The organism is Microbacterium sp. OR16, assembly GCF_047306725.1.
In the GTDB taxonomy this organism is placed as follows: domain Bacteria; phylum Actinomycetota; class Actinomycetes; order Actinomycetales; family Microbacteriaceae; genus Microbacterium.
In genome coordinates this window covers 879025-898635 of the sequence record NZ_JAZEXK010000001.1, presented here as the reverse complement: position 1 = coordinate 898635, position 19611 = coordinate 879025, and the positions used below count along the sequence as shown (strand labels likewise).

At 69.1% G+C, this 19611-nt stretch carries 19 protein-coding genes; 13 read left to right on the top strand and 6 right to left on the bottom strand.

Going from position 1 to position 19611, the window contains the following annotated elements:
- Nucleotides 1-26 precede the first annotated feature (26 nt).
- The 3 genes from glgA to V2S05_RS04350 all read left to right on the top strand — a co-directional run bounded on the left by glgA (nt 27) and on the right by V2S05_RS04350 (nt 2351).
- Nucleotides 27-1211 (top strand): glycogen synthase, encoded by a 1185-nt coding sequence (gene glgA / locus V2S05_RS04360; protein ID WP_413634077.1) that lies wholly within the window; start codon nt 27-29, stop codon nt 1209-1211.
- Nucleotides 1212-1228: 17 nt separating this feature from the next.
- Nucleotides 1229-2011: an ABC transporter ATP-binding protein gene (locus V2S05_RS04355; RefSeq protein ID WP_413634076.1), complete on the top strand. Its 783-nt coding sequence runs from the start codon at nt 1229-1231 to the stop codon at nt 2009-2011.
- 85 nt (nt 2012-2096) lie between these two features.
- The gene (locus V2S05_RS04350; protein WP_271637486.1) at nt 2097-2351 is read left to right on the top strand and encodes a type B 50S ribosomal protein L31; all 255 of its coding nucleotides are present in this window, start codon (nt 2097-2099) and stop codon (nt 2349-2351) included.
- 118 nt (nt 2352-2469) lie between these two features.
- Here the strand turns inward: V2S05_RS04350 and V2S05_RS04345 are convergent, their stop codons facing one another.
- Nucleotides 2470-3177 (bottom strand): 3'-5' exonuclease, encoded by a 708-nt coding sequence (locus V2S05_RS04345; RefSeq protein ID WP_413634074.1) that lies wholly within the window; start codon nt 3175-3177, stop codon nt 2470-2472.
- A 73-nt stretch (nt 3178-3250) separates the two neighbouring features.
- On the opposite strand from V2S05_RS04345, the gene V2S05_RS04340 reads away from it, so the two are divergent.
- From V2S05_RS04340 to V2S05_RS04320, 5 genes are all read left to right on the top strand, one after another.
- Nucleotides 3251-3874, top strand: coding sequence for a LysE family translocator (locus tag V2S05_RS04340; protein WP_271637488.1), 624 nt, complete (start codon nt 3251-3253; stop codon nt 3872-3874).
- A gap of 145 nt (nt 3875-4019) precedes the next feature.
- Entirely contained in the window at nt 4020-4553 is a 534-nt protein-coding gene (locus V2S05_RS04335) for a single-stranded DNA-binding protein (RefSeq protein WP_413634072.1), read from the top strand.
- Nucleotides 4554-4599: 46 nt separating this feature from the next.
- Nucleotides 4600-5091, top strand: coding sequence for a DUF6993 domain-containing protein (locus V2S05_RS04330; RefSeq protein ID WP_413634071.1), 492 nt, complete (start codon nt 4600-4602; stop codon nt 5089-5091).
- 191 nt (nt 5092-5282) lie between these two features.
- The gene (gene ettA / locus V2S05_RS04325; RefSeq protein ID WP_271637491.1) at nt 5283-6962 is read left to right on the top strand and encodes an energy-dependent translational throttle protein EttA; all 1680 of its coding nucleotides are present in this window, start codon (nt 5283-5285) and stop codon (nt 6960-6962) included.
- A gap of 86 nt (nt 6963-7048) precedes the next feature.
- Nucleotides 7049-7531 (top strand): acyl-CoA thioesterase, encoded by a 483-nt coding sequence (locus V2S05_RS04320; protein WP_271637492.1) that lies wholly within the window; start codon nt 7049-7051, stop codon nt 7529-7531.
- A gap of 3 nt (nt 7532-7534) precedes the next feature.
- On the opposite strand, the gene V2S05_RS04315 is transcribed toward V2S05_RS04320, so the two are convergent.
- On the bottom strand, nt 7535-8425 hold the full coding sequence (locus V2S05_RS04315) for an acyl-CoA thioesterase (RefSeq protein ID WP_413634069.1): 891 nt from the start codon (nt 8423-8425) through the stop codon (nt 7535-7537).
- A 64-nt stretch (nt 8426-8489) separates the two neighbouring features.
- On the opposite strand from V2S05_RS04315, the gene V2S05_RS04310 reads away from it, so the two are divergent.
- Nucleotides 8490-9170 carry a hypothetical protein gene (locus V2S05_RS04310; RefSeq protein ID WP_413634068.1) on the top strand — a complete coding sequence of 227 codons (681 nt, stop codon included), beginning with the start codon at nt 8490-8492 and terminating at the stop codon, nt 9168-9170.
- Between the two features lie 17 nt (nt 9171-9187).
- On the opposite strand, the gene V2S05_RS04305 is transcribed toward V2S05_RS04310, so the two are convergent.
- The 4 genes from V2S05_RS04305 to pepN all read right to left on the bottom strand — a co-directional run bounded on the left by V2S05_RS04305 (nt 9188) and on the right by pepN (nt 15056).
- Complete coding sequence (locus tag V2S05_RS04305) at nt 9188-10852, bottom strand: FAD-binding dehydrogenase (protein ID WP_413634066.1); 1665 nt, start codon at nt 10850-10852, stop codon at nt 9188-9190.
- Complete coding sequence (locus V2S05_RS04300) at nt 10849-11298, bottom strand: globin (protein WP_413634065.1); 450 nt, start codon at nt 11296-11298, stop codon at nt 10849-10851. The genes V2S05_RS04305 and V2S05_RS04300 overlap by 4 nt, the downstream gene beginning before the upstream one ends.
- The gene (locus tag V2S05_RS04295; protein ID WP_413634063.1) at nt 11295-12368 is read right to left on the bottom strand and encodes a mechanosensitive ion channel family protein; all 1074 of its coding nucleotides are present in this window, start codon (nt 12366-12368) and stop codon (nt 11295-11297) included. The genes V2S05_RS04300 and V2S05_RS04295 overlap by 4 nt, the downstream gene beginning before the upstream one ends.
- A 108-nt stretch (nt 12369-12476) precedes the next feature.
- The gene (gene pepN, locus V2S05_RS04290) at nt 12477-15056 is read right to left on the bottom strand and encodes an aminopeptidase N (protein WP_413634062.1); all 2580 of its coding nucleotides are present in this window, start codon (nt 15054-15056) and stop codon (nt 12477-12479) included.
- 169 nt (nt 15057-15225) lie between these two features.
- Here pepN and V2S05_RS04285 point away from each other — a divergent pair, with 169 nt between their 5' ends.
- The 4 genes from V2S05_RS04285 (at nt 15226) to V2S05_RS04270 (ending at nt 19608) form a co-directional block, all read left to right on the top strand.
- A complete protein-coding gene (locus tag V2S05_RS04285) occupies nt 15226-16410 on the top strand; it encodes a ferrochelatase (RefSeq protein ID WP_413634061.1) in 1185 nt (394 codons plus the stop codon).
- 99 nt (nt 16411-16509) lie between these two features.
- Nucleotides 16510-17025 (top strand): ribose-5-phosphate isomerase, encoded by a 516-nt coding sequence (locus tag V2S05_RS04280; protein WP_271637499.1) that lies wholly within the window; start codon nt 16510-16512, stop codon nt 17023-17025.
- Nucleotide 17026: 1 nt separating this feature from the next.
- Complete coding sequence (locus V2S05_RS04275; RefSeq protein ID WP_413634060.1) at nt 17027-18037, top strand: Fpg/Nei family DNA glycosylase; 1011 nt, start codon at nt 17027-17029, stop codon at nt 18035-18037.
- Between the two features lie 89 nt (nt 18038-18126).
- The gene (locus tag V2S05_RS04270; protein ID WP_271637501.1) at nt 18127-19608 is read left to right on the top strand and encodes an alanine/glycine:cation symporter family protein; all 1482 of its coding nucleotides are present in this window, start codon (nt 18127-18129) and stop codon (nt 19606-19608) included.
- Nucleotides 19609-19611: the final 3 nt, after the last annotated feature.

Sequence of the window (19611 nt, the reverse complement as noted above, 5' to 3'; positions counted from 1 at the left end):
GGCGACCGATGTACTACCGTGCAGACATGCGAGTCGACATCATCACGAAGGAATATCCGCCGGAGATCTACGGCGGTGCCGGCGTGCATGTCGCAGAGCTCGTGGCGGCGCTGCGCGGCAGCATCGATGTGCAGGTGCGCGCCTTCGGCGCCGAGCGCGCCGAACCGGGAACCACGGCATACCGCACACCCTCCGAGCTGGCGGGAGCGAACCCGGCCCTGCAGACCCTCGGCACCGATCTGGTCATGGTGGGCGACGTCGCCGGTGCCGACCTCGTGCACAGCCACACCTGGTACGCGAACTTCGCCGGGCATCTGGCATCCCAGCTGCACGGCATCCCGCACGTCCTCACCGCCCACAGCCTCGAGCCGCTGCGGCCGTGGAAGGCCGAGCAGCTCGGCGGCGGCTACGCCGTCTCCAGCGGGATCGAGCGGCTCGCGTACGAGAACGCGGCCGCCATCGTCGCCGTCAGCGACGGGATGCGCCAGGACATCCTGCGCAGCTACCCCCAGGTCGACCCGCAGCGCGTGCGGGTCATCCACAACGGCATCGACGTCGAGCGCTGGCGCCCGGTCGAGAACCCCGCTCTGCTGGCGAGCATCGGCATGGACCCCTCGCGTCCGTCGGTGGTCTTCGTCGGACGCATCACCCGGCAGAAGGGCCTGCCGTACCTGCTGAGGGCCGCGCAGCGGCTGCCGAAGGACGTGCAGCTCGTGCTCTGCGCCGGTGCCCCCGATACGCCGGAGATCATGGCGGAGGTGCAGGAGGGCGTCCGTCTGCTGCAGCAGACGCGGGACGGGGTGATCTGGATCGAGCGGATGCTGCCTCGTGACGAGCTCTCGGCGATTCTCGCCGCCGCGACGACGTTCGTATGCCCCTCGGTGTACGAGCCTCTCGGCATCGTGAACCTCGAGGCCATGGCGTGCGGCGCGGCGGTCGTCGGCACCGCCACCGGCGGCATCCCCGAGGTCGTCGACGACGGCGTGACCGGCCGGCTGGTGCCGATCGAGCAGCTGCAGGACGGTACTGGCACGCCTGTCGATCCCGACCGATACGTGTCAGACCTCGCGGCCGTGCTCACCGAGGTCACCGGCGATCCGGCGCTTTCACGGCAGTACGGCGAAGCGGGACGGGAGCGCGCGCGCAGTCAGTTCAGCTGGGGTGCGATCGCCGACACCACGCGCGCGCTCTACGAGGAGCTGACCGCCTGAGCCGATAGGCTGGCGTCATGTCGAGCGCTCTGGATCTCACCGATGTCGTCGTGCGTCGCGAAGGCCGCAACATCGTCGATCGGGTGACCTGGTCGGTGTCCGAGGATCAGCGCTGGGTGGTGCTCGGGCCGAACGGCGCCGGCAAGACGACGCTGCTGCAGCTCGCGGACACGCTCATGCACCCGACGTCGGGAACGGTGAGCGTGCTCGGCGAGACCCTGGGGCGCACGGATGTGTTCGAGCTGCGCCCGCGGATCGGCTTCGCCTCGTCGGCGATGGCTCGCCGCATCCCGCGCGATGAGACCGTGCTGAACACGGTCATGACCGCGGCGTACTCGGTGACGGGCCGATGGCGCGAGGACTACGAGACCATCGATGAGCGTCGCGCCAGGCGAGTGCTCGCCGACTGGCACCTGGAGCACCTCGCCGAACGCCTGTTCGGCACGCTCAGTGACGGGGAGCAGAAGCGCGTGCAAATCGCGCGAGCGGTCATGACCGACCCCGAGCTGCTGCTGCTCGACGAGCCGACCGCGAGTCTCGATCTCGGCGCACGAGAAGAACTGCTGCAGCTGCTCGGCGGGTACGCCGCGTCGCCGACCACGCCGGCGATGGTCATGGTCACGCATCACGTCGAGGAGATCCCGCTCGGCTTCACCCACGTGCTGCTGCTGCGCGACGGCGGTGTCGTGGCGGCGGGTCCCATCGCCGAGACACTGACCGCGCAGACTCTCACCGAAGCGTTCGGCATGCCGATCACCCTCACGCAGGATGCCGGTCGGTACGCGGCACGCGCCGCCTGAGTGGTGTAAAGTAGACCCTCGGTGCGATCGCACCGCAGACTTCCCTCGTCTCTGGCAGAATCCAGGGCACCACGTAAGGAATCCCATGAAGACTGACATCCACCCCGAGTACCAGGCCGTCGTGTTCCGCGACCTCGGCTCGGGCGAGACCTTCCTCACCCGCTCCACCGTCACGAGCGACAAGACGATCGAGCTGGACGGTGTGGAGTACCCCGTCATCGACGTCGAGATCTCGTCGGCCTCGCACCCGTTCTACACGGGCAAGCAGCGCATCATGGACTCGGCCGGTCGCGTCGAGAAGTTCAACCAGCGCTTCAAGAACTTCGGCGGCTCCAAGTAAGCAGCCCCAGCGAAGGCCCCGCTCCGGCGGGGCCTTCGTCATATCCGGAAGACGTTCGCCGAGCGCCCGATCTCACCGGGAACGCCGTCAGCCGCGGACGACTCGTCCGCGGCCGGCGTCACCCGCGGACGGGCCATGTCCCGTCTAGAGGCTGCTCCGGCGTGATCCGGCCGATTCCGATGAAGTACTCGGTCAGGCTCGCGGCCTGATCCCGCGCCCAGCCGATCTGTCTCGTGTGCAGCTCCGCCGCCGAGCGTGGCAGTGCGAACTCGCGGGCGAGCGCGAGCGCCACTCGACCTGCGGCCACGGCATCCGCCGACGCCTGGTGCGCGTCGTCCAGCGGAACCGCGTAGTGGTCGGCGACGACGGTCAGCGTGCGCTTGCCGGGGCGGTACCTGTCGACCGCCTTGTCGATCACGAGCGGGTCGATCACGGGCGACGGGGTGGCCAGCTCGGCAATCCCGTGCCGGCGCGCCTCGTGCGCGAGGAGCGAGAAGTCGTACGAGGCGTTGTACGCGACGATCGGCAGCCCCTGGGCGAAGAGCACGCGGAGTGCGTGCACGATCTCGGCGACCACCTCGCACGCGGGTCGACCGTGCGCCCTGGCGTGCTCGGTGCTGATCCCGTGCACGGCCGCCGCGCCGTCGGGGATGGGCACTCCGGGGTCGGCCAGCCAGTCGCGCGCGGCGAGCTCTCTGCCGTGCCGATCGAGCACGCCGACGTGCGCGGTGACGATGCGATCCTGCGCCACATCGACGCCGGTCGTCTCGAGGTCGAACACGCCCACACGGGTGAGCCAGGCCGGGGCATCAGGCGGGAAGGTCATGGCCACACCGTAGGTGCGGGTGCCGACATCGCGCGATTGGGTGCCGCACGCGCCCGATCACTACGCTGTGCTGGTGACCTGGACCGTGTGGCTCTCGCTTCTCGCGGCGTGCGTGGTGATCAGCTTCACGCCCGGTGCCGGCGCGATCAACACCATGAGCAACGCGCTCGTGCAGGGCTGGCGTCGCTCACTGTGGGGAGTGCTCGGACAGCAGGCCGCGCTCATCGTGCACGTGGTCATCGTCGCCGCCGGCGTCGGTCTGATCGTCTCCCGTTCGCCGGTGCTGTTCGAGATCATCCGCTACGCGGGCGCCGCGTACCTGGTGTACCTCGGGGTCCGGCTGATCCTCGCCGCCCCCGAGGTGCAGAGCCTCGATCAGTCCGCTCGCGTGCGCGAGGGCGCTTGGTCGATCTTCCGACGCGGATTCTGGGTAAACCTCCTCAACCCCAAGGCGATCGTGTTCTTCCTGGCCTTCGTGCCGCAGTTCGTCCGGCTGGACCGCGATCCGCTGCCCCAGTACCTCGTGCTGGTCGGGACCGTGATCGTCGTCGACATCCTGGTGATGTGGTTCTTCTTCGCCGCGGCGGCGAAGTCGTTCCGGCGCTTCACCAGGAATGCTCGGGGTCAGCGCGTCCTGAACGCCGTGTTCGGCGCGCTGTTCATCGCCGTGGCCGCTCTTCTGCTGTTCCTGCACTGACGACCGCTCCGGACAACCGGTGTTCCTGCACTGATCGCGGCGCCGTCGACTTGTCCACCGTCGTCGGGAAATCGGCTCCGCACGTCCGACGCCGGCGTGCACTCTGGTCGGACCCGGGCTGGTCCCGGCAACGAAGGAGCACGCTATGAGCATCACCAACGACGTCCTGACCATCGCCGGGAACATCGGCAACGACCCCATCTCCAACGAGACCCGCAGCGGCAAGGCGGTGATCAACTTCCGCGTGGCCACGTCGTCGGGCTACTTCGACCAGCGCACGGGTGCGTGGGTCGACGGAGTGACGAACTGGTACGCGGTGTCGGCGTTCGGCAGGCTCGCCGAGCACGCCAGGGCATCGCTTCATCGCGGCGACCCCGTCATCGTCGTCGGGCGCCTCCGTCAGAAGGAATGGGAGGCGAACGGCAAGAAGGGCATCGATGTCGAGCTCACCGCCGACTCGATCGGCCACGACCTGCGTCGGGGCACGAGCGCGTTCGCGCGTCGGCCGCGCACCGAGCAGTCCGGCGCCGCGCCCGCAGAAGACGCCGCACCGGTCTTCGACCGGCCCAGTGCCGCCGATCAGGATGCGTGGAGCGGTGCAGGTCTGCACCTGACGGGGGAGGCGGACGGCGGTGACGTGTCGGGCGAACCTCGGGATGACGCTCTGACCGTCGTGTGAGAGCCGGCGCGTCGGGGACGGGTATCCGAGCGCCTAGACTCGAGGCGTGCGCCACAGGTTCCCCGTCTCCGTCAGGCGGCGCGCGCGCTGCTCTCGGCTGCTGGTGGGAGCGGGCGCGATCATGCTCGCGCTGACGGCCTGCAGCCCGGCGGCGACTCCTGACGCGCCGTCCGCCACGCCATCACCGGGGCCCGCGGCGCCCGAGGCCTCTGACGCAGCGGACGAGTCGGACGCCGCGCTCGCGTCGTTCACCGAGATCACCGCTCGCGTGTGGGCGTCCGACTCGCGCGGGCAGGGTCGCGCCTACGTCGACGCGCTCGTCGAGGCCGGGTTCCAGAAGGACGCGATGCAGGTCACGGCCGACCGGAGCACGGTCGGCAACGCCGCGGAGAGCCTGCAGTTCTCGGTCGCCGTGAACGACACGCAGTGCCTGGTGGGTCAGGTCGGTCCGTCGACCGGCGAGCCGGTCACCGCGCGGCTTCCGCGACTCGCGGACGGGGCGTGCCTCGTGGGCGGCACCCGGCCCATCGACTGGTGAGCCGGCGTCGCAACGGCCTCCACGGCGCCTGAGCGCTGTTGCACGCGCCGACCGGTAGGCTAGGGAGCCGGGCCGACAGAAGGGGGCAGCACCCCGCGATCGGCCGCACACACTTCGCGCATCCGGTCCCCGGCATGCGCTGCGCCGGATCACGGGCGCTGAGACAGGTCTTCCAGAGGAGCGGTGAAGGTATGGCTGAGTACATCTATTCCATGGTGCGAGCCCGCAAGGCGGTCGGCGACAAGCTCATCCTCGACGACGTGACGATGGCGTTCCTGCCGGGCGCCAAGATCGGCATGGTCGGCCCGAACGGCGCCGGAAAGTCGACGATCCTGAAGATCATGGCGGGTCTGGACACCCCGTCGAACGGCGAGGCGAAGCTCACCCCGGGTTTCAGCGTCGGCATCCTGATGCAGGAGCCCGAGCTCGACGAGACCAAGACCGTTCTCGAGAACATCCAGGACGGTGTGGCCATCAAGCCGAAGCTGGACCGGTTCAACGAGATCTCGGCGCTGATGGCCGATCCCGACGCCGACTTCGACTCGCTGCTCGCCGAGATGGGCGTGCTGCAGGAGGAGATCGACGCGGCCGACGGCTGGGATCTCGACTCGCAGCTGGAGCAGGCGATGGATGCCCTTCGCACGCCGCCGGCCGATGCCGAGATCGGCCCTCTCTCGGGCGGTGAGAAGCGCCGCGTCGCTCTCGCCAAGCTGCTGCTGCAGAAGCCCGACCTGCTGCTGCTCGACGAGCCCACCAACCACCTCGACGCCGAGAGCGTGCTCTGGCTCGAGCAGCACCTCAAGGACTACAAGGGCGCCGTCATCGCGATCACGCACGACCGGTACTTCCTCGACAACGTCGCGGAATGGATCGCCGAGGTCGACCGCGGTCGCCTGATCGGCTACGAGGGCAACTACTCGACCTATCTCGAGAAGAAGGCCGAGCGACTCGACATCCAGGGCAAGAAGGATGCCAAGCTCGCCAAGCGACTGAAGGATGAGCTCGACTGGGTGCGATCCAGCGCCAAGGGCCGCCAGACGAAGTCCAAGGCGCGTCTGGCGCGCTACGAGGAGATGGCTGCCGAGGCCGAGCGCACCCGCAAGCTCGACTTCGAGGAGATCCAGATCCCCGCCGGTCCGCGCCTGGGCAATGTCGTCATCGAGGCGAAGAAGCTGCACAAGGCGTTCGGCGACCGGGTGCTGATCGACGGCCTGAGCTTCAGCCTGCCCCCGAACGGCATCGTCGGCGTCATCGGCCCGAACGGCGTGGGCAAGACCACCCTGTTCAAGACCATCGTCGGCCTCGAACCGCTCGACGGCGGCGAGCTGAAGATCGGCGAGACCGTCAAGATCAGCTACGTCGACCAGTCCCGCGCGAACATCGACCCGAACAAGACGCTGTGGGAGGTCGTCTCGGACGGACTCGACTTCATCACGGTCGGCAAGACCGAGATCCCCTCACGCGCATACGTCTCCAAGTTCGGGTTCAAGGGACCCGACCAGCAGAAGAAGGCCGGCGTGCTCTCCGGTGGTGAGCGCAACCGTCTCAACCTCGCGCTGACGCTCAAGGAGGGCGGCAACCTGCTGCTCCTCGACGAGCCGACGAACGACCTCGACGTCGAGACGCTGAGCTCGCTCGAGAACGCGCTGCTCGAGTTCCCCGGCTGCGCGGTGGTCATCACGCACGACCGTTGGTTCCTCGACCGCATCGCGACCCACATCCTCGCCTACGAGGGCACAGACGAGAATCCGGCGCAGTGGCACTGGTTCGAGGGCAACTTCGAGGCGTACGAGAAGAACAAGATCGAGCGCATGGGGCCGGAGGCGGCGCGTCCGCACCGCACCACGCACCGCAAGCTCACCCGCGACTGATCCCCACGCCCCACTCCGAACATCGCTTCGCGCTGTCCGGCGCCTCCGGGGCGGGGCCGCATGTCGATAGGAACCTGACGGAAGTCATGACCAGCAACACTCCCCGCCTGCACATCCCCATCCACCTGCGGTGGGGCGACCTCGACGCGTTCAACCACGTCAACAACACCTCGATGCTCAAACTGCTCGAGGAGGCCCGCGTGCGCGCCTTCTGGAAGCCCGAGGCGGGGGAGCAGGCGCCCGACACGGCGATCCTCGAGTCGGGCATCGATCAGGGAGTACTCACCCTGATCGCCCGGCAGGAGATCGAGTACCTGGCGCCGGTGCCGTACCAGCGTCGTCCCCTCGAGGTGCAGATGTGGTTCGGCAAGCTCGGCGGGTCGAGCCTCGAGGTCTGCTACGAGGTGCACAACGACCCGGCGAGCACCGACCGCATCCTGTACGCGCGCTCGACCGCCGTGATTGTTCTCGTCGATGCGGCCACCGGTCGGCCCGTGCGGATCAGTCCCGAGATGCGCGAGGCGTGGGAGCCGTACGTGGGCGAGCCGATCAGCTACGCGCGCCGCTGACGATCAGGCTTCGGGCTGCGGCACCCGCACCATGACCTCCTGCGCCACGCTGGCGAGCAGCGTGCCCGCACGATCGTAGATGCGGCCCGTCGAGAGTCCGCGGCCGCCGCGCGCATTGGGCGACTCCTGCACGTACACCACCCACTCGTCCGCGCGGCCGAAGCGGTGCCACCACATGGCGTGATCGAGGCTGGCGACCTTGAGCCCCGGCGTGCTCCACGTCACGCCGTGACGGCGCAGAATCGGCTCCTGGATGGTCATGTCGCTGAGGTACGCGAGGGCCGCCCGGTGCAGGCGCGGATCGTCGGGCAGCGCCGCGCGCATCCGCATCCACACCGCCTGGTGGGCGACCTGCTCACCCGCGACGTCGACGAACAGCGGGCCCTCGACGTGACGCACGTCGGCGGGACGCTCGGCGAGCATCTTCCTCGTCAGCGGATGCACGTCGCCCACGAGCTCCTCGTCGGGGCGCAGCCGCTCGGGGTCGGGGATGCCGTCGGGCATCGGCTGTGCGTGATCGGCGCCCGGATCCTCGTCCTGGAACGACGCGATCATCGAGAAGATCGGCACACCGCCCTGGAAGGCCTGGCAGCGGCGCGTCGAGAACGAGCGGCCGTCGTGGATGCGGTCGACCGAGAAGGTGATCCTGCTCGTGGTGTCTCCCGGGCGTAGGAAGTAGCCGTGCATCGAGTGCACCACCCGGTCTTCGGGCAGCGTCCGCTCGGCGGCCACCAGCGACTGCGCCAGCACCTGCCCGCCGTACACCCGGCCGGTGGGCATGAAGTGCGAGCGACCGGTGAAGATGTCCTCGGTGGTCCTCGCCTCCGACTCCGCCAGATCCAGGACGTCGAGAAGGGCGTCGACGGATCGGCGGGCATCGTGCTCAGCGGTCATCCGACCAGTCTAGGTCGACCGACCGGTCGCGCTCGGCCCGGGGTCGTCGGGCTAACGTAGAGGAGTGACCCGACCGCTCGTGCTCGCCGACGCCCAGACCGCACGCGACGTGCTGACCTTCGCCGGACGTGCCGCGCAGGCCGGCGCCGACGGGGTGCGACTGCAGGCGGCCGACGGCGTGCTCGCCCTCACCTCCGCGGCGCTCGCGCCGCAGAGCCTGTTCGATCAGACGCCCACGGTGCTCGCGATGCGCATCGTGCGCGCCGACCGCGAGCTGCGCTGCGACATCGTCGTCGACGAGCTCGCCGAAGGCGAGAACCCTCACGAGCTCACCCTTCCCGACACCGGACGCGCACCGGCGTGGGCCGGTGTCGCGCCCCCGCGCGGGGAATGGATGCACGTGGGCGATCTCACCGCGCAGACCGTCGCGGAGCGCGCGCAGTGGGGCATCTCGGCGGTCGCGCACGGCACCGCACCGGGCTCGGGGGAGGAGGCCGTGCGTGCGCTGCGCGCACGCATCTGGGGTGAGCCGGACGACGCCCTGTCCGGTCTGCCGCGCGGCATGGCGTTCGCCGCGCACGCCTTCGGATTCATCAGCGGCGCCGAGGATGTGCGGGTGACCCGTTCGGGGCGCTGGACACGGCTCGCCTTCGCCCGCGGGCACGTGCTCAGCCGAGGACCCGCCGTGACCGGACTCACTGCGGTGCGGGGGACGGGCCCATCGGCAGGCTCAGGGGCGCAGTAGCAGGACAGGGGATCCGGTCAGCGGGCCGCCGCCTGCCCCGCCTGACGGCCGGAGAACAGGCATCCGCCGAGGAAGGTGCCCTCCAGCGCACGATAGCCGTGCATCCCGCCGCCGCCGAAGCCGCTCGCCTCGCCAGCCGCGAAGAGTCCGGGGATCGCGTTGCCCGCGACGTCGAGTGCGCGGCCGTTCAGGTCGGTGTGGATGCCGCCGAGCGACTTGCGCGTGAGGACGTGCAGCTTGACGGCGACCAGAGGACCGGCAGCCGGATCCTGCAGACGGTGCGGTGCTGCGGTGCGGATCAGTCGGTCGCCTCGATAGTTGCGCATCGAGCGCAGCATCGCGATCTGCGCATCCTTCGTGAACTCGTTGTCGATCTCGCGGTCACGCGCCACCACCTCCTCGCGGACTCGGTCCGTGTCCAGGACGTCGCCGCCGGGCATGGAGCGCATGCCGGCGAGCAGCGATTCCAGGTCGTCCTCCACGACGAAGTCCGCGCCCTCGTCCAGGAACGCGCGCACCGGCCCGGTCGGCCCCTTCGCGAGGCGCGATCGCAGCAGCAGTCCCACGTCGCGCCCCGTCAGGTCGGGGTTCTGCTCGCTGCCAGATAGGGCGAACTCCTTCTCGACGATCTTCAGCGTCGTCACGAACCAGGAGTGGTCGTGTCCGGTGCCGCGCAGATGCGCCAGCGTGCCCAGCGTGTCGAAACCCGGATACAGCGGCACGGGCAGGCGAGTGCCGGTGGCATCCAGCCACAGCGACGAGGGCCCGGGCAGGATCCGGATGCCGTGCCCCGGCCACACCGGGTCCCAGTTCTCGATGCCCTCCACGTAGTGCCACATGCGGTCGGTGTTGATCAGATCGGCTCCCGCCGCGCGGGCCACCGCGTGCATGGAGCCGTCGACGTACGCCGGAACTCCCGTCAGCATGTGCTCGGGTGCCGTGCCCAGGCGCTCCGGCCAGAAGGCGCGGACGAGCTCGTGGTCGCCGCCGATGCCGCCGGAGGCGACGATCACGGCATCCGCTCTGATCTCGAAGTCGGCCACCGACTCGCGCGACGTCGGCACGCCACGGGGCGCGAGCGTGTCAGCGAGGACAGTGCCACGAGCTCCGACGACGGCACCGGACTCGACGACGAGGTTCGCGACGCGGTGGCGCGAGAGGATGACGGCGCGGCCGTCGGCCTCGGCCTGCTCGACGGCGGCGACGAAGGGCGTCAGGATGCCAGGTCCCGTGCCCCAGGTGATATGGAAGCGGGGCACGGAGTTGCCCGGTCCGATCGCGCCCGCGCCGCCGCGCTCCGCCCAGCCGACGACGGGGAAGAAGCCGACACCGCGTTCACGCAGCCACACCCTCTTCTCACCCGCGGCGAACTGCAGATACTCCTCAGCCCACCGCTTCGGCCAGGAGTCCTCCGGTCGGTCGAAACCGGCACCGCCGAACCAGTCCTGCCGAGCGAGCTCGAGCGAGTCGCGGATGCCCATCCTGCGCTGCTCGGGGGAGTCGACGAGGAACAGCCCGCCGAACGACCACCACGCCTGCCCGCCGAGGTTCTGCCGGGGCTCCTGGTCGATGATCGTGACCCGCCGACCGGCGGCGAGCGCTTCAGCGGCGGCCACCAGCCCCGCCAGCCCCCAGCCGATCACGAGGACATCGGTCGCGGGCGTGCGGGGCAGGGCTGTCATGTGGTCTCCGTCGACTCCGGGGCTGCGCGGTGCTCGAGCGTCGGGCGCCCCTGGGGGCCGGCGCCGATGCCCGAGGGCTCGAATGTGTTCACCATGGCATATGCGGCGCGTTCGAGGTAGTCCCACAGGGTCGCCTCGTGCAGGGGCGAGAGCTGCACCTCGTCGAGCGCGGTGCGCATGTGACGCAGCCAGCGGTCGCGCGCGTCGGGGTCGATGTGGAAGGGCACGTGCCGCATCCGCAGTCTCGGGTGACCGCGCTGCTCGCCGTACGTGCTCGGTCCGCCCCAGTACTGGGCGAGGAACCACGTGAGACGCTCGGCGGCGGGTCCCAGATCCTCTTCGGGGTACATCGGCTTGAGCACCGGGTCGAGCGCGACCTCGCGATAGAACACCGCCACCAGGCGCTCGAAGGTGGGCTGTCCGCCGACCTCGTCGTAGAACGTCACTGTGTGCCGCCTTCCTCATCGGTCGTCTTCTTGCGTCGCCAGATGCCGCGATCGACGATGCGCGGCACGCCCGTCACCGGGTTCGGCTTGGTGACGGGCGGGTTGGCGCCGCGCACCCGCCGCGCGCCCTCCAGGCCGGTCAGCGTCACTGCGGCAAGGCGCGGCACGTCGATCTCCTTCTCGGCCAGCGCGGCGCGCAGCCGGCGACGCAGCTCCTGCGAGACGTCGTCCATCGCGTTGGCACGCGTCTTCATGACCACCCGCACCACGAGCGCGTCGCCGTCGATGCTCTCCAGCCCCCAGATCTCGGGCTTCGCGATGATCCGCGTGCGCCACTTCGGGTCCTTCGCCAGGGTCTGCGCGGTCTCCATCATCGACTTCTCGACGAGTTCGAGATCGGCATCCGGCGCGACCCCGAGGTCGACGATGGCGCGCGCCCAGCCCTGCGACATGTTCCCGATGCGGGTGACCTCGCCGTTGCGCACGTACCAGAGCGTGCCGTTCACATCGCGCACCTGCGTGATGCGCACGCTGACGTACTCGACGACACCGGATGCCAGGCCGAGATCGACCACGTCGCCGATCCCGATCTGATCCTCGGCCACGAGGAAGATGCCGTTCAGCACGTCCTTCACGATGTTCTGCGCACCGAAGCCGAGCCCGGCGCCGACCGCGGCGGTGAGCAGGGTCAGCGAGCCGAGCAGGCTGGGGAGGACGGCGTTCACGATGAGGACCAGCGCGATCACCACGAGCATCACGTTGACGATGTTCTGCAGGATCGAGCCGAGCGTGCGGGTGCGCTGGACGAGGCGCATGTCGGCGAGCGGTGATCGCTCGAGGGCCTGGGTGTCGTCGACGCGCGCCTTCGACTTCGCGCTGTTCACGATGCGCTGCACGACGCGGCGGATGACCAGGCGCAGGATGAACCCGATCAGCACGCAGCTCGCGATGATGATGACGACAGCGAGCGCCCGGCCGCCGATCGTCACCAGGATGTCGAGCATGCCGCTCCACCACCCCGGATCGGCGGGATCGGGGGCGGGCGTCTCGGCGGCGAAGCGGATGTCCATCACCTCGATTTTACCGATCAGGCCTCAGCGCATTCTGCGTGCGCTGAGGCCCTCCGGCTCAAGGCGTCGCGTCCCGATCCGCGCCGGGAAACGAGTGGGCCGTGACTGTCAGTCCTCCGCGTCGCGGGACTGCGCCGCGAGAGCCCGTTCCACGTCGGCGAGGTTCTCGTGCACCAGCCGGCGCAGCGCAGGAGCGGCGTCCTGGTTCTCGGCGAGCCAGGTGCGCGTCGCATCGCGCAGCTCGACGCTCGCGAGCGAGCGCGGGTAGAGCCCGACGACCAGGTAATCCGCGATCTGGTAGGTGCGCTCCTCCCAGATCGGCAGCAGCATCTCGAAGTACTTCGGGATGAACGCCCCGAGCACGTCGACACCGGACGGGTGCACGAAGCCGAGGGCGGCCGAGCGCACGATCGTGTTCGGCAGGTCGCTGTTGTCGATCAGCGACGACCAGGCGGCCTGCTTGGCTTCCGCTGTCGGGAGCGCGGCGCGCGCCTGAGCGGCGAACTCCGCACCCTTGGACGTGTTGTCGGCGGCGAGCGCGGCGTCGATGGCGGCGGCGTCGGTCGCACCCGCAGCGGCGAGACCGGCGAGGAGCAGCCACGACAGGTCGGCGTCGATCTCGAGTCCGGGCAGCGTCTCCTCGCCCGCGCGCAGCCGGCCGACGATGCCCGCCTGCTCGGGCGTGGCGATCGAGTTGGCGAACGCGGTCACCAGCTGCAGCTGGCTGTCGCTTCCCGGCTCGGCCTGGTGAGCGAGGGCCCACAGGCCGTCGGCGATCTTCTCGCGCGCGGCAGCGCGGGTCTCGGGTGCGACGTAGATGTTCGCCGCGAGCTGCAGCTGCGCGAGCGTCGTGCGCACCGTGGTCGACTCGGTCTCTTGGCCGATGTTGCCGAGCACGAGGTCGATGTAGTCGGATGCGGCGGTCTCGGCATCCCGGGTCTGGTCCCACGCCGCGCCCCACACGAGCGACCGCGCGAGCGGGTCGGAGATGTCGGACAGGTGCTCGATGGCCGTGGCGAGAGAGCGCTCGTCGAGGCGGATCTTCGCGTAGGCGAGGTCGTTGTCGTTGAGCAGCACCATGTCGGGACGCTCGAGACCCTGCAGCTCCGGGATCTCGGTGCGGTCGCCGTCGACATCGACCTCGACGTAGTGCGTGCGCACGAGCTCGGAACGCCCGGCGCTCGAATCGGCGAGGTTGTAGAAGCCGATGCCGAGCCGATGCGGACGGATGGTCGGGTAATCGGCCGGAGCCGTCTGGGTGACCGCGAAGCGGGTGATGACGCCGGCTGCATCGTCGACGATGACCGGGGCGAGCGTGTTCACCCCGGCGGTTTCGAGCCACTTCTTCGCCCAGGTGGTGAGGTCGCGCCCGCTGGTCGCCTCGAGCTCGGTGAGCAGGTCGCTCAGCTCGGTGTTGCCCCAGGCGTGCTTCTGGAAGTACTGGCCGACGCCGGCGAAGAAGGCGTCGATGCCGACCCAGGCGGTCAGCTGCTTGAGCACAGACCCGCCCTTGGCGTATGTGATGCCGTCGAAGTTGACCATGACGTCTTCGAGGTCGTTGATCTCGGCGACGATCGGGTGCGTCGAGGGCAGCTGGTCCTGGCGGTAGGCCCAGGTCTTCTCCATTGCGTTGAAGGTCGTCCAGGCGGCCTTCCACTCGGTCGCCTCAGCTGTGGCGATGGTGGATGCCCACTCCGCGAACGACTCGTTCAGCCACAGGTCGTTCCACCACTTCATGGTGACGAGGTCGCCGAACCACATGTGCGCGAGCTCGTGCAGGATCGTGACGACCCGGCGCTCCTTGACGGCGTCGGTCACCTTGCTGCGGAACACGTACGTCTCGGTGAAGGTCACCGCTCCTGCGTTCTCCATGGCGCCCGCGTTGAACTCGGGCACGAACAGCTGGTCGTACTTCTCGAACGGGTACGGCACGCCGAACTTCGCCTCGAAGTACTCGAAGCCCTGTCGGGTCTTGTCGAAGATGTAGTCGGCGTCGAGGTGCTGCCACAGGCTCTTGCGACCGTAGACGCCGAGGGGGACGACCTTGCCCGACGCGCTGGTGAGCTCGGAGAAGGTGGCCTCGTACGGACCTGCGACGAGTGCGGTGATGTACGAGGAGATCCGCGGTGTGGGCGCGAAGCCCCAGGTGGCCACGCCCTCGGAGCCCGACGACGAGTCGTGCACGATCGGCTCGGGCGTGGGGGAGTTCGAGACGACCTTCCACGCCGAGGGCGCGGTGACGGTGAACTGGAACGTCGCCTTGAGATCGGGCTGCTCGAACACCGCGAACACGCGGCGGGAATCGGGCACCTCGAACTGCGAATACAGGTAGACCTCGCCGTCGACGGGGTCGACGAATCGGTGCAGGCCCTCGCCGGTGTTGGTGTAGAGGCAGTCGGCGTCGACGATGAGCACGTTCTCGGCCTGCAGGTCCTCGAGGGCGATGCGCGAGTCGCCGAAGGCGGCACTCGGGTCGACCTGCTCGCCGTTGAGGGTGATCTCGCGCACCTCGCGTGCGATGAGGTCTATGAACGTCGACGCCCCTGGCGTCGCGGTGAAGCGGACCACGCTGCGCGAGCCGAACACCTCCGCACCCTTGGTCAGGTCGAGTGAGATCGCGTACGACTGCGTGTCGATGACGGCACGGCGCTCCTGCGCTTCGATACGTGTGAGGTTTTCTCCAGGCACAGCTGATTTCTCCCGTTGGTGAAGGGGATGTCTAGGTGCGTCGACGCTGCTGGCGCCGACGGCAACCATGACAGCCTACGCCAGGCCCGCGCGCAGGTGCAGACGTCATGCCGGCTCGTTCCTGTCAGGGTGGGCTGGCTCATAGAGAGTCGGTGCCAGGATGTATCCCGTGAGCTACTCAGAGAAGATCGTCGTCCCGCACGCCTCGCCGGCCGCATCGACCGGCTCGGCACACGTCGAGGTCCCCGTCGCCTACGACGGCCTGCTGCTCGCCGGATTCGGCGGCCCTGAAGGCCAGGACGACGTGATCCCGTTCCTCCGCAACGTCACGCGCGGTCGCGGCATCCCCGACGAGCGTCTCGAAGACGTCTCGCATCATTACCGTCACTTCGGCGGGGTCAGCCCGATCAACGCCCAGAACCGCGCGCTGAAGGCGGCGCTGGAGGCCGAGCTCGCCGCGCGATCGATCGACCTGCCCGTGTACTGGGGCAACCGTAACTGGGCTCCCTACCTCGAGGACGCCGTGGCCGAGGCGGTCGCCGATGACCACACCACCCTGCTCGCCTTCGCCACCAGCGCGTACAGCTCGTTCTCGAGCTGCCGGCAGTACCGCGAGGACTTCGCGCGCGTCCTCGACGGCACCGAGTACGACGGTCTCGTCACCATCGACAAGATCCGTCCGTTCTTCGATCACCCCGGCTTCGTGCAGGCGTTCGTCGAAGGAGTGCACGACGCCGTGCGCCAGCGTCTCGAGGAGGGGTTCACCGCGGATGAGATCCAGGTGCTCTTCTCGACCCACAGCATTCCGATGGACGACGCCGTGCGCTCGGGCCCGCGCGACATCGACTGGGGCGAGGGCGGGGCGTACGCCGTGCAGCACGAGGCGGTCAGCGCGTGGGTGATGGCCCGCGTCGCCGAACTGACACCGGCCGCCGCAGACGTGCCCTGGGAGCTCGTGTACCAGTCGCGGTCAGGCCCGGCGTCGCAGCCGTGGCTCGAGCCCGACGTCTGCGACGTCATCGGCGAGCTGCCGGAGCGCGGTCGCCGCGCGGTCATCGTCGTCCCGGTCGGGTTCATGAGCGACCACATGGAGGTGCTCTGGGACCTCGACACCGAGGCGAAGGAAGCGGCGGAGGAGGCCGGCCTCGCCTTCACCCGCACACCCACCCCTGGTGTCTCGCCGGCGTTCGTCTCGGGCATCGTCGACCTGGTGCAGGAGCGTCTCGAAGGCCGCCCCGCCGCCGATCGTGCTCACGTGACCGACCTCGGCCCGTGGTACGACGTCTGCCGTCCGGGCTGCTGCGAGAACATCCGCGCCGGCTTCAAGCCGGCCGCGGCGGGCATCGCTCCCTGATCCCCACGCTCCACTCAAGACATCGCTTCGTGCTGTCTTGAGCCTCGGGGCGCGTGGCTCCCTCGCCACGTGCCCTTCACGTCGAAATAGGATGGCGGTATGCGCATCCACATCGCCACCGACCACGCCGGACTCGACTTCTCGACCCGCCTGCAGCAGCATCTGAGCGACGCGGGCCATGAAGTCGTCGATCACGGCCCCGTGGAGTACGACGCGCTCGACGACTATCCCGCGTTCTGCATCCGTGCGGCGCAGGCGGTCGTCGCCGACCAGCGCGCCGGCGTGGAGGCGCTCGGCGTCGTCTTCGGGGGATCGGGCAACGGCGAGCAGATCGCAGCGAACAAGGTCGAGGGGATCCGCGCGGCTCTGGTGTGGAACCTGTCGACGGCAGAGCTCGCCCGCGAGCACAACGACGCGAACGTGATCTCGATCGGCGCGCGCCAGCACGGCTTCGCCGAGGTGATCTCGTTCATCGATCGCTTCATCGCGACCCCGTTCTCGAATGAAGAGCGGCACGTGCGCCGGATCGCGCAGATCGCCGACTTCGAGCGGGACGGCTCACTGCTTCCCGACCCGCGTCAGGAGGGTGTCGGCACCGCCGACGGGCGCGCCTGAGATGCCCGAGGGTCACTCCGTCCACCGCATCGCCCGACAGTTCGCGCGGAACTTCGTCGGCCGGCCGGTCAGCGCGTCGAGTCCGCAGGGGCGCTTCGCCGAGGGGGCGGCAGTGCTCGACGGGCGCGAGATGCTGCAGGCGATGGCGGTCGGCAAGCAGATGTTCCTCGAGTTCGAGGAGGCCGTCTGGCTGCGCGTGCACCTCGGTCTGTACGGTGCGTGGGACTTCGCGGGAGAGATCGTGGCGGACGCGACCATCGCATCCGCCAACGGCCGCATGGGGCAGACCAACCAGCGCGGCACCCATCTCGATGACGCGGACGAGGAGGCGATCTTCGACGACGCCGGGGAGAACTCGCTGACCTCGATCGGCGCACCGCGCAGGTCACGGGTGCACGTGCGGATGTCGGAGCAGACCAGCGGCCTAGCCGACGAGGGCGACGAATGGCCCCCGCCGGTGGTGGGCCAGGTGCGCCTGAGGCTGCTGAACGACACCACCTGCGCCGACCTGCGCGGTCCGACGGCCTGCGCGCTGCAGAGCACCGACGAGATGCTCGCCACGGTCGCCAAGCTGGGCCCCGACCCCCTCGTCGGCGACCTCGCCGAAGGCGAGGAGCGCTTCGTGAGCATCGTGCGCCGCAAGCCCACGCCGATCGCACTGCTGCTGATGGATCAGTCGGTGGTGAGCGGCATCGGCAACGTCTACCGCGCAGAGATGCTGTTCCGGGCGCGGCTCGAGCCGCACACGCCCGGACGCGATGTTCCTGAGGAGGTCGTGCGCGAACTCTGGCGCGACTGGGTGCGCCTGCTGTCGATCGGTGTCGAGACCGGGCAGATGATGACGATGGATGGCCTCACGGGCGATGCGTACCGCGCCGCCATAGCCAGCCGCGACGATCGTCACTGGGTGTACCACCGCGCGGGGCTGCCGTGCCGGGTCTGCGGCACGGAGATCGCCCTGGAGGAGATCGGCGCCCGCAAGCTGTACTGGTGCCCGTTCTGCCAGCGCTGATCCCGACCCGCGGCGGATGAGCGAACCTGAGTGCGCGCTGTGAATAGGATGGCGGAGTCCGTCCGCAACGTCGCACGACAGGAGATTCCATGGACCTTTCCGGCCTGCAGGCCGTGCTCGAGAACATCAGCTCGTGGATCTGGGGGCCGTGGGTCCTGATCCCGCTGCTGCTCGGCACCGGCCTCTACCTCACCATCCGCCTGGGCGGAATCCAGTTCCTCCGACTCGGCGCAGCGCTGCGCCTCGGCCTGTTCACCCGCAAGGATCCCGGCTCCGACGGAGATATCTCGCAGTTCCAGGCGCTGACCACCGCTCTCGCAGCCACGGTGGGAACCGGCAACATCGTCGGCGTCGCCACGGCCATCGGCATCGGCGGCCCCGGTGCGCTGTTCTGGATGTGGGTGACCGGGCTGCTCGGCATGGCGTCGAAGTACTCGGAGGCGTTCCTCGGCGTGCGCTTCCGCACCACCGACGCAGCGGGCGAGAAGTCCGGTGGGCCGCAGTACTACCTCGAGCGGGGCATCCCGGGCGGGTTCGGCAGGTTCCTCGCCATCTTCTTCGCGATCGCCGCCGTCATCGCCTGCTTCGGAATCGGCAACATGACGCAGGGCAACTCGATCTCGGCCAACCTCGAGAACAGCTTCAACGTGCCCACCTGGGTCACCGGCATCGTGCTCACGGTGTTCGCGCTGCTCGTGCTCGTCGGCGGGATCAAGTCGATCGGTCGCGTCACTGCCGGTCTCGTACCCGTGATGATCATCTTTTACGTGCTCGGCGCCATCTACATCCTCATCGCGAACATCGGCGGCGTCCCGGCCGCGTTCGCGCAGATCTTCACCGAGGCCTTCACCGGCACGAGCGCGATCGGCGGCTTCGCCGGCTCCGCCATCATCATCGCCGTGCAGATGGGTGTCGCCCGAGGCATCTTCTCGAACGAGTCGGGAATGGGCTCCGCGGCGATCGCGGCCGCGGCCGCCAAGACCAGCCACCCGGTGCGACAGGGCCTGGTGTCGATGACGCAGACCTTCATCGACACGATCATCGTGGTCACCTGCACGGGACTGGTGATCATCACCACCGGCGTGTGGAACATGACCGATCCCGAGACGGGCGAGCAGATCAGCGCGGCGCTGATGACGGGCGAGGCGTTCTCGCACGGCCTGCCCGGCGAATGGGGCCACTACATCGTGACGATCGGCCTGGTGCTGTTCGCCGGCTCCACCATCCTCGGCTGGTCGTACTACGGCGAGCGCAGCATCGAGCGGCTGATCGGCCGCAAGGCCGTGATGCCGTTCCGCATCCTGTTCTCGCTCGTCGTCTTCATCGGCTGCACGGTGCAGCTGGGCGTGGTGTGGGCGTTCTCGGACGTGATGAACGGCCTCATGGCGCTGCCGAACCTCATCGGTCTGCTCATCCTCTCCGGCCTCGTCGCGCGCGAGACGAAGAAGTACCTCGACAACGACCCGAAGCTGAGGGCGACCCCCGCCGAGGTCCACGCGTTCATGTCGGGTGACCAGGCGTTCGAGGACTGGAAGACCCAGGCGATCCCGGTGGTCAAGACCTCCCGGTGAGGC

Coding starts and splice junctions, on each gene's coding strand:
- glgA (WP_413634077.1), top strand. CDS start 27: ATGCGAGTCGACATCATCACGAAGGAATATCCGCCGGAGATCTACGGC.
- V2S05_RS04355 (WP_413634076.1), top strand. CDS start 1,229: ATGTCGAGCGCTCTGGATCTCACCGATGTCGTCGTGCGTCGCGAAGGC.
- V2S05_RS04350 (WP_271637486.1), top strand. CDS start 2,097: ATGAAGACTGACATCCACCCCGAGTACCAGGCCGTCGTGTTCCGCGAC.
- V2S05_RS04345 (WP_413634074.1), bottom strand. CDS start 3,177: ATGACCTTCCCGCCTGATGCCCCGGCCTGGCTCACCCGTGTGGGCGTG.
- V2S05_RS04335 (WP_413634072.1), top strand. CDS start 4,020: ATGAGCATCACCAACGACGTCCTGACCATCGCCGGGAACATCGGCAAC.
- ettA (WP_271637491.1), top strand. CDS start 5,283: ATGGCTGAGTACATCTATTCCATGGTGCGAGCCCGCAAGGCGGTCGGC.
- V2S05_RS04320 (WP_271637492.1), top strand. CDS start 7,049: ATGACCAGCAACACTCCCCGCCTGCACATCCCCATCCACCTGCGGTGG.
- V2S05_RS04315 (WP_413634069.1), bottom strand. CDS start 8,425: ATGACCGCTGAGCACGATGCCCGCCGATCCGTCGACGCCCTTCTCGAC.
- V2S05_RS04305 (WP_413634066.1), bottom strand. CDS start 10,852: ATGACAGCCCTGCCCCGCACGCCCGCGACCGATGTCCTCGTGATCGGC.
- V2S05_RS04295 (WP_413634063.1), bottom strand. CDS start 12,368: ATGGACATCCGCTTCGCCGCCGAGACGCCCGCCCCCGATCCCGCCGAT.
- V2S05_RS04280 (WP_271637499.1), top strand. CDS start 16,510: ATGCGCATCCACATCGCCACCGACCACGCCGGACTCGACTTCTCGACC.
- V2S05_RS04275 (WP_413634060.1), top strand. CDS start 17,027: ATGCCCGAGGGTCACTCCGTCCACCGCATCGCCCGACAGTTCGCGCGG.
- V2S05_RS04270 (WP_271637501.1), top strand. CDS start 18,127: ATGGACCTTTCCGGCCTGCAGGCCGTGCTCGAGAACATCAGCTCGTGG.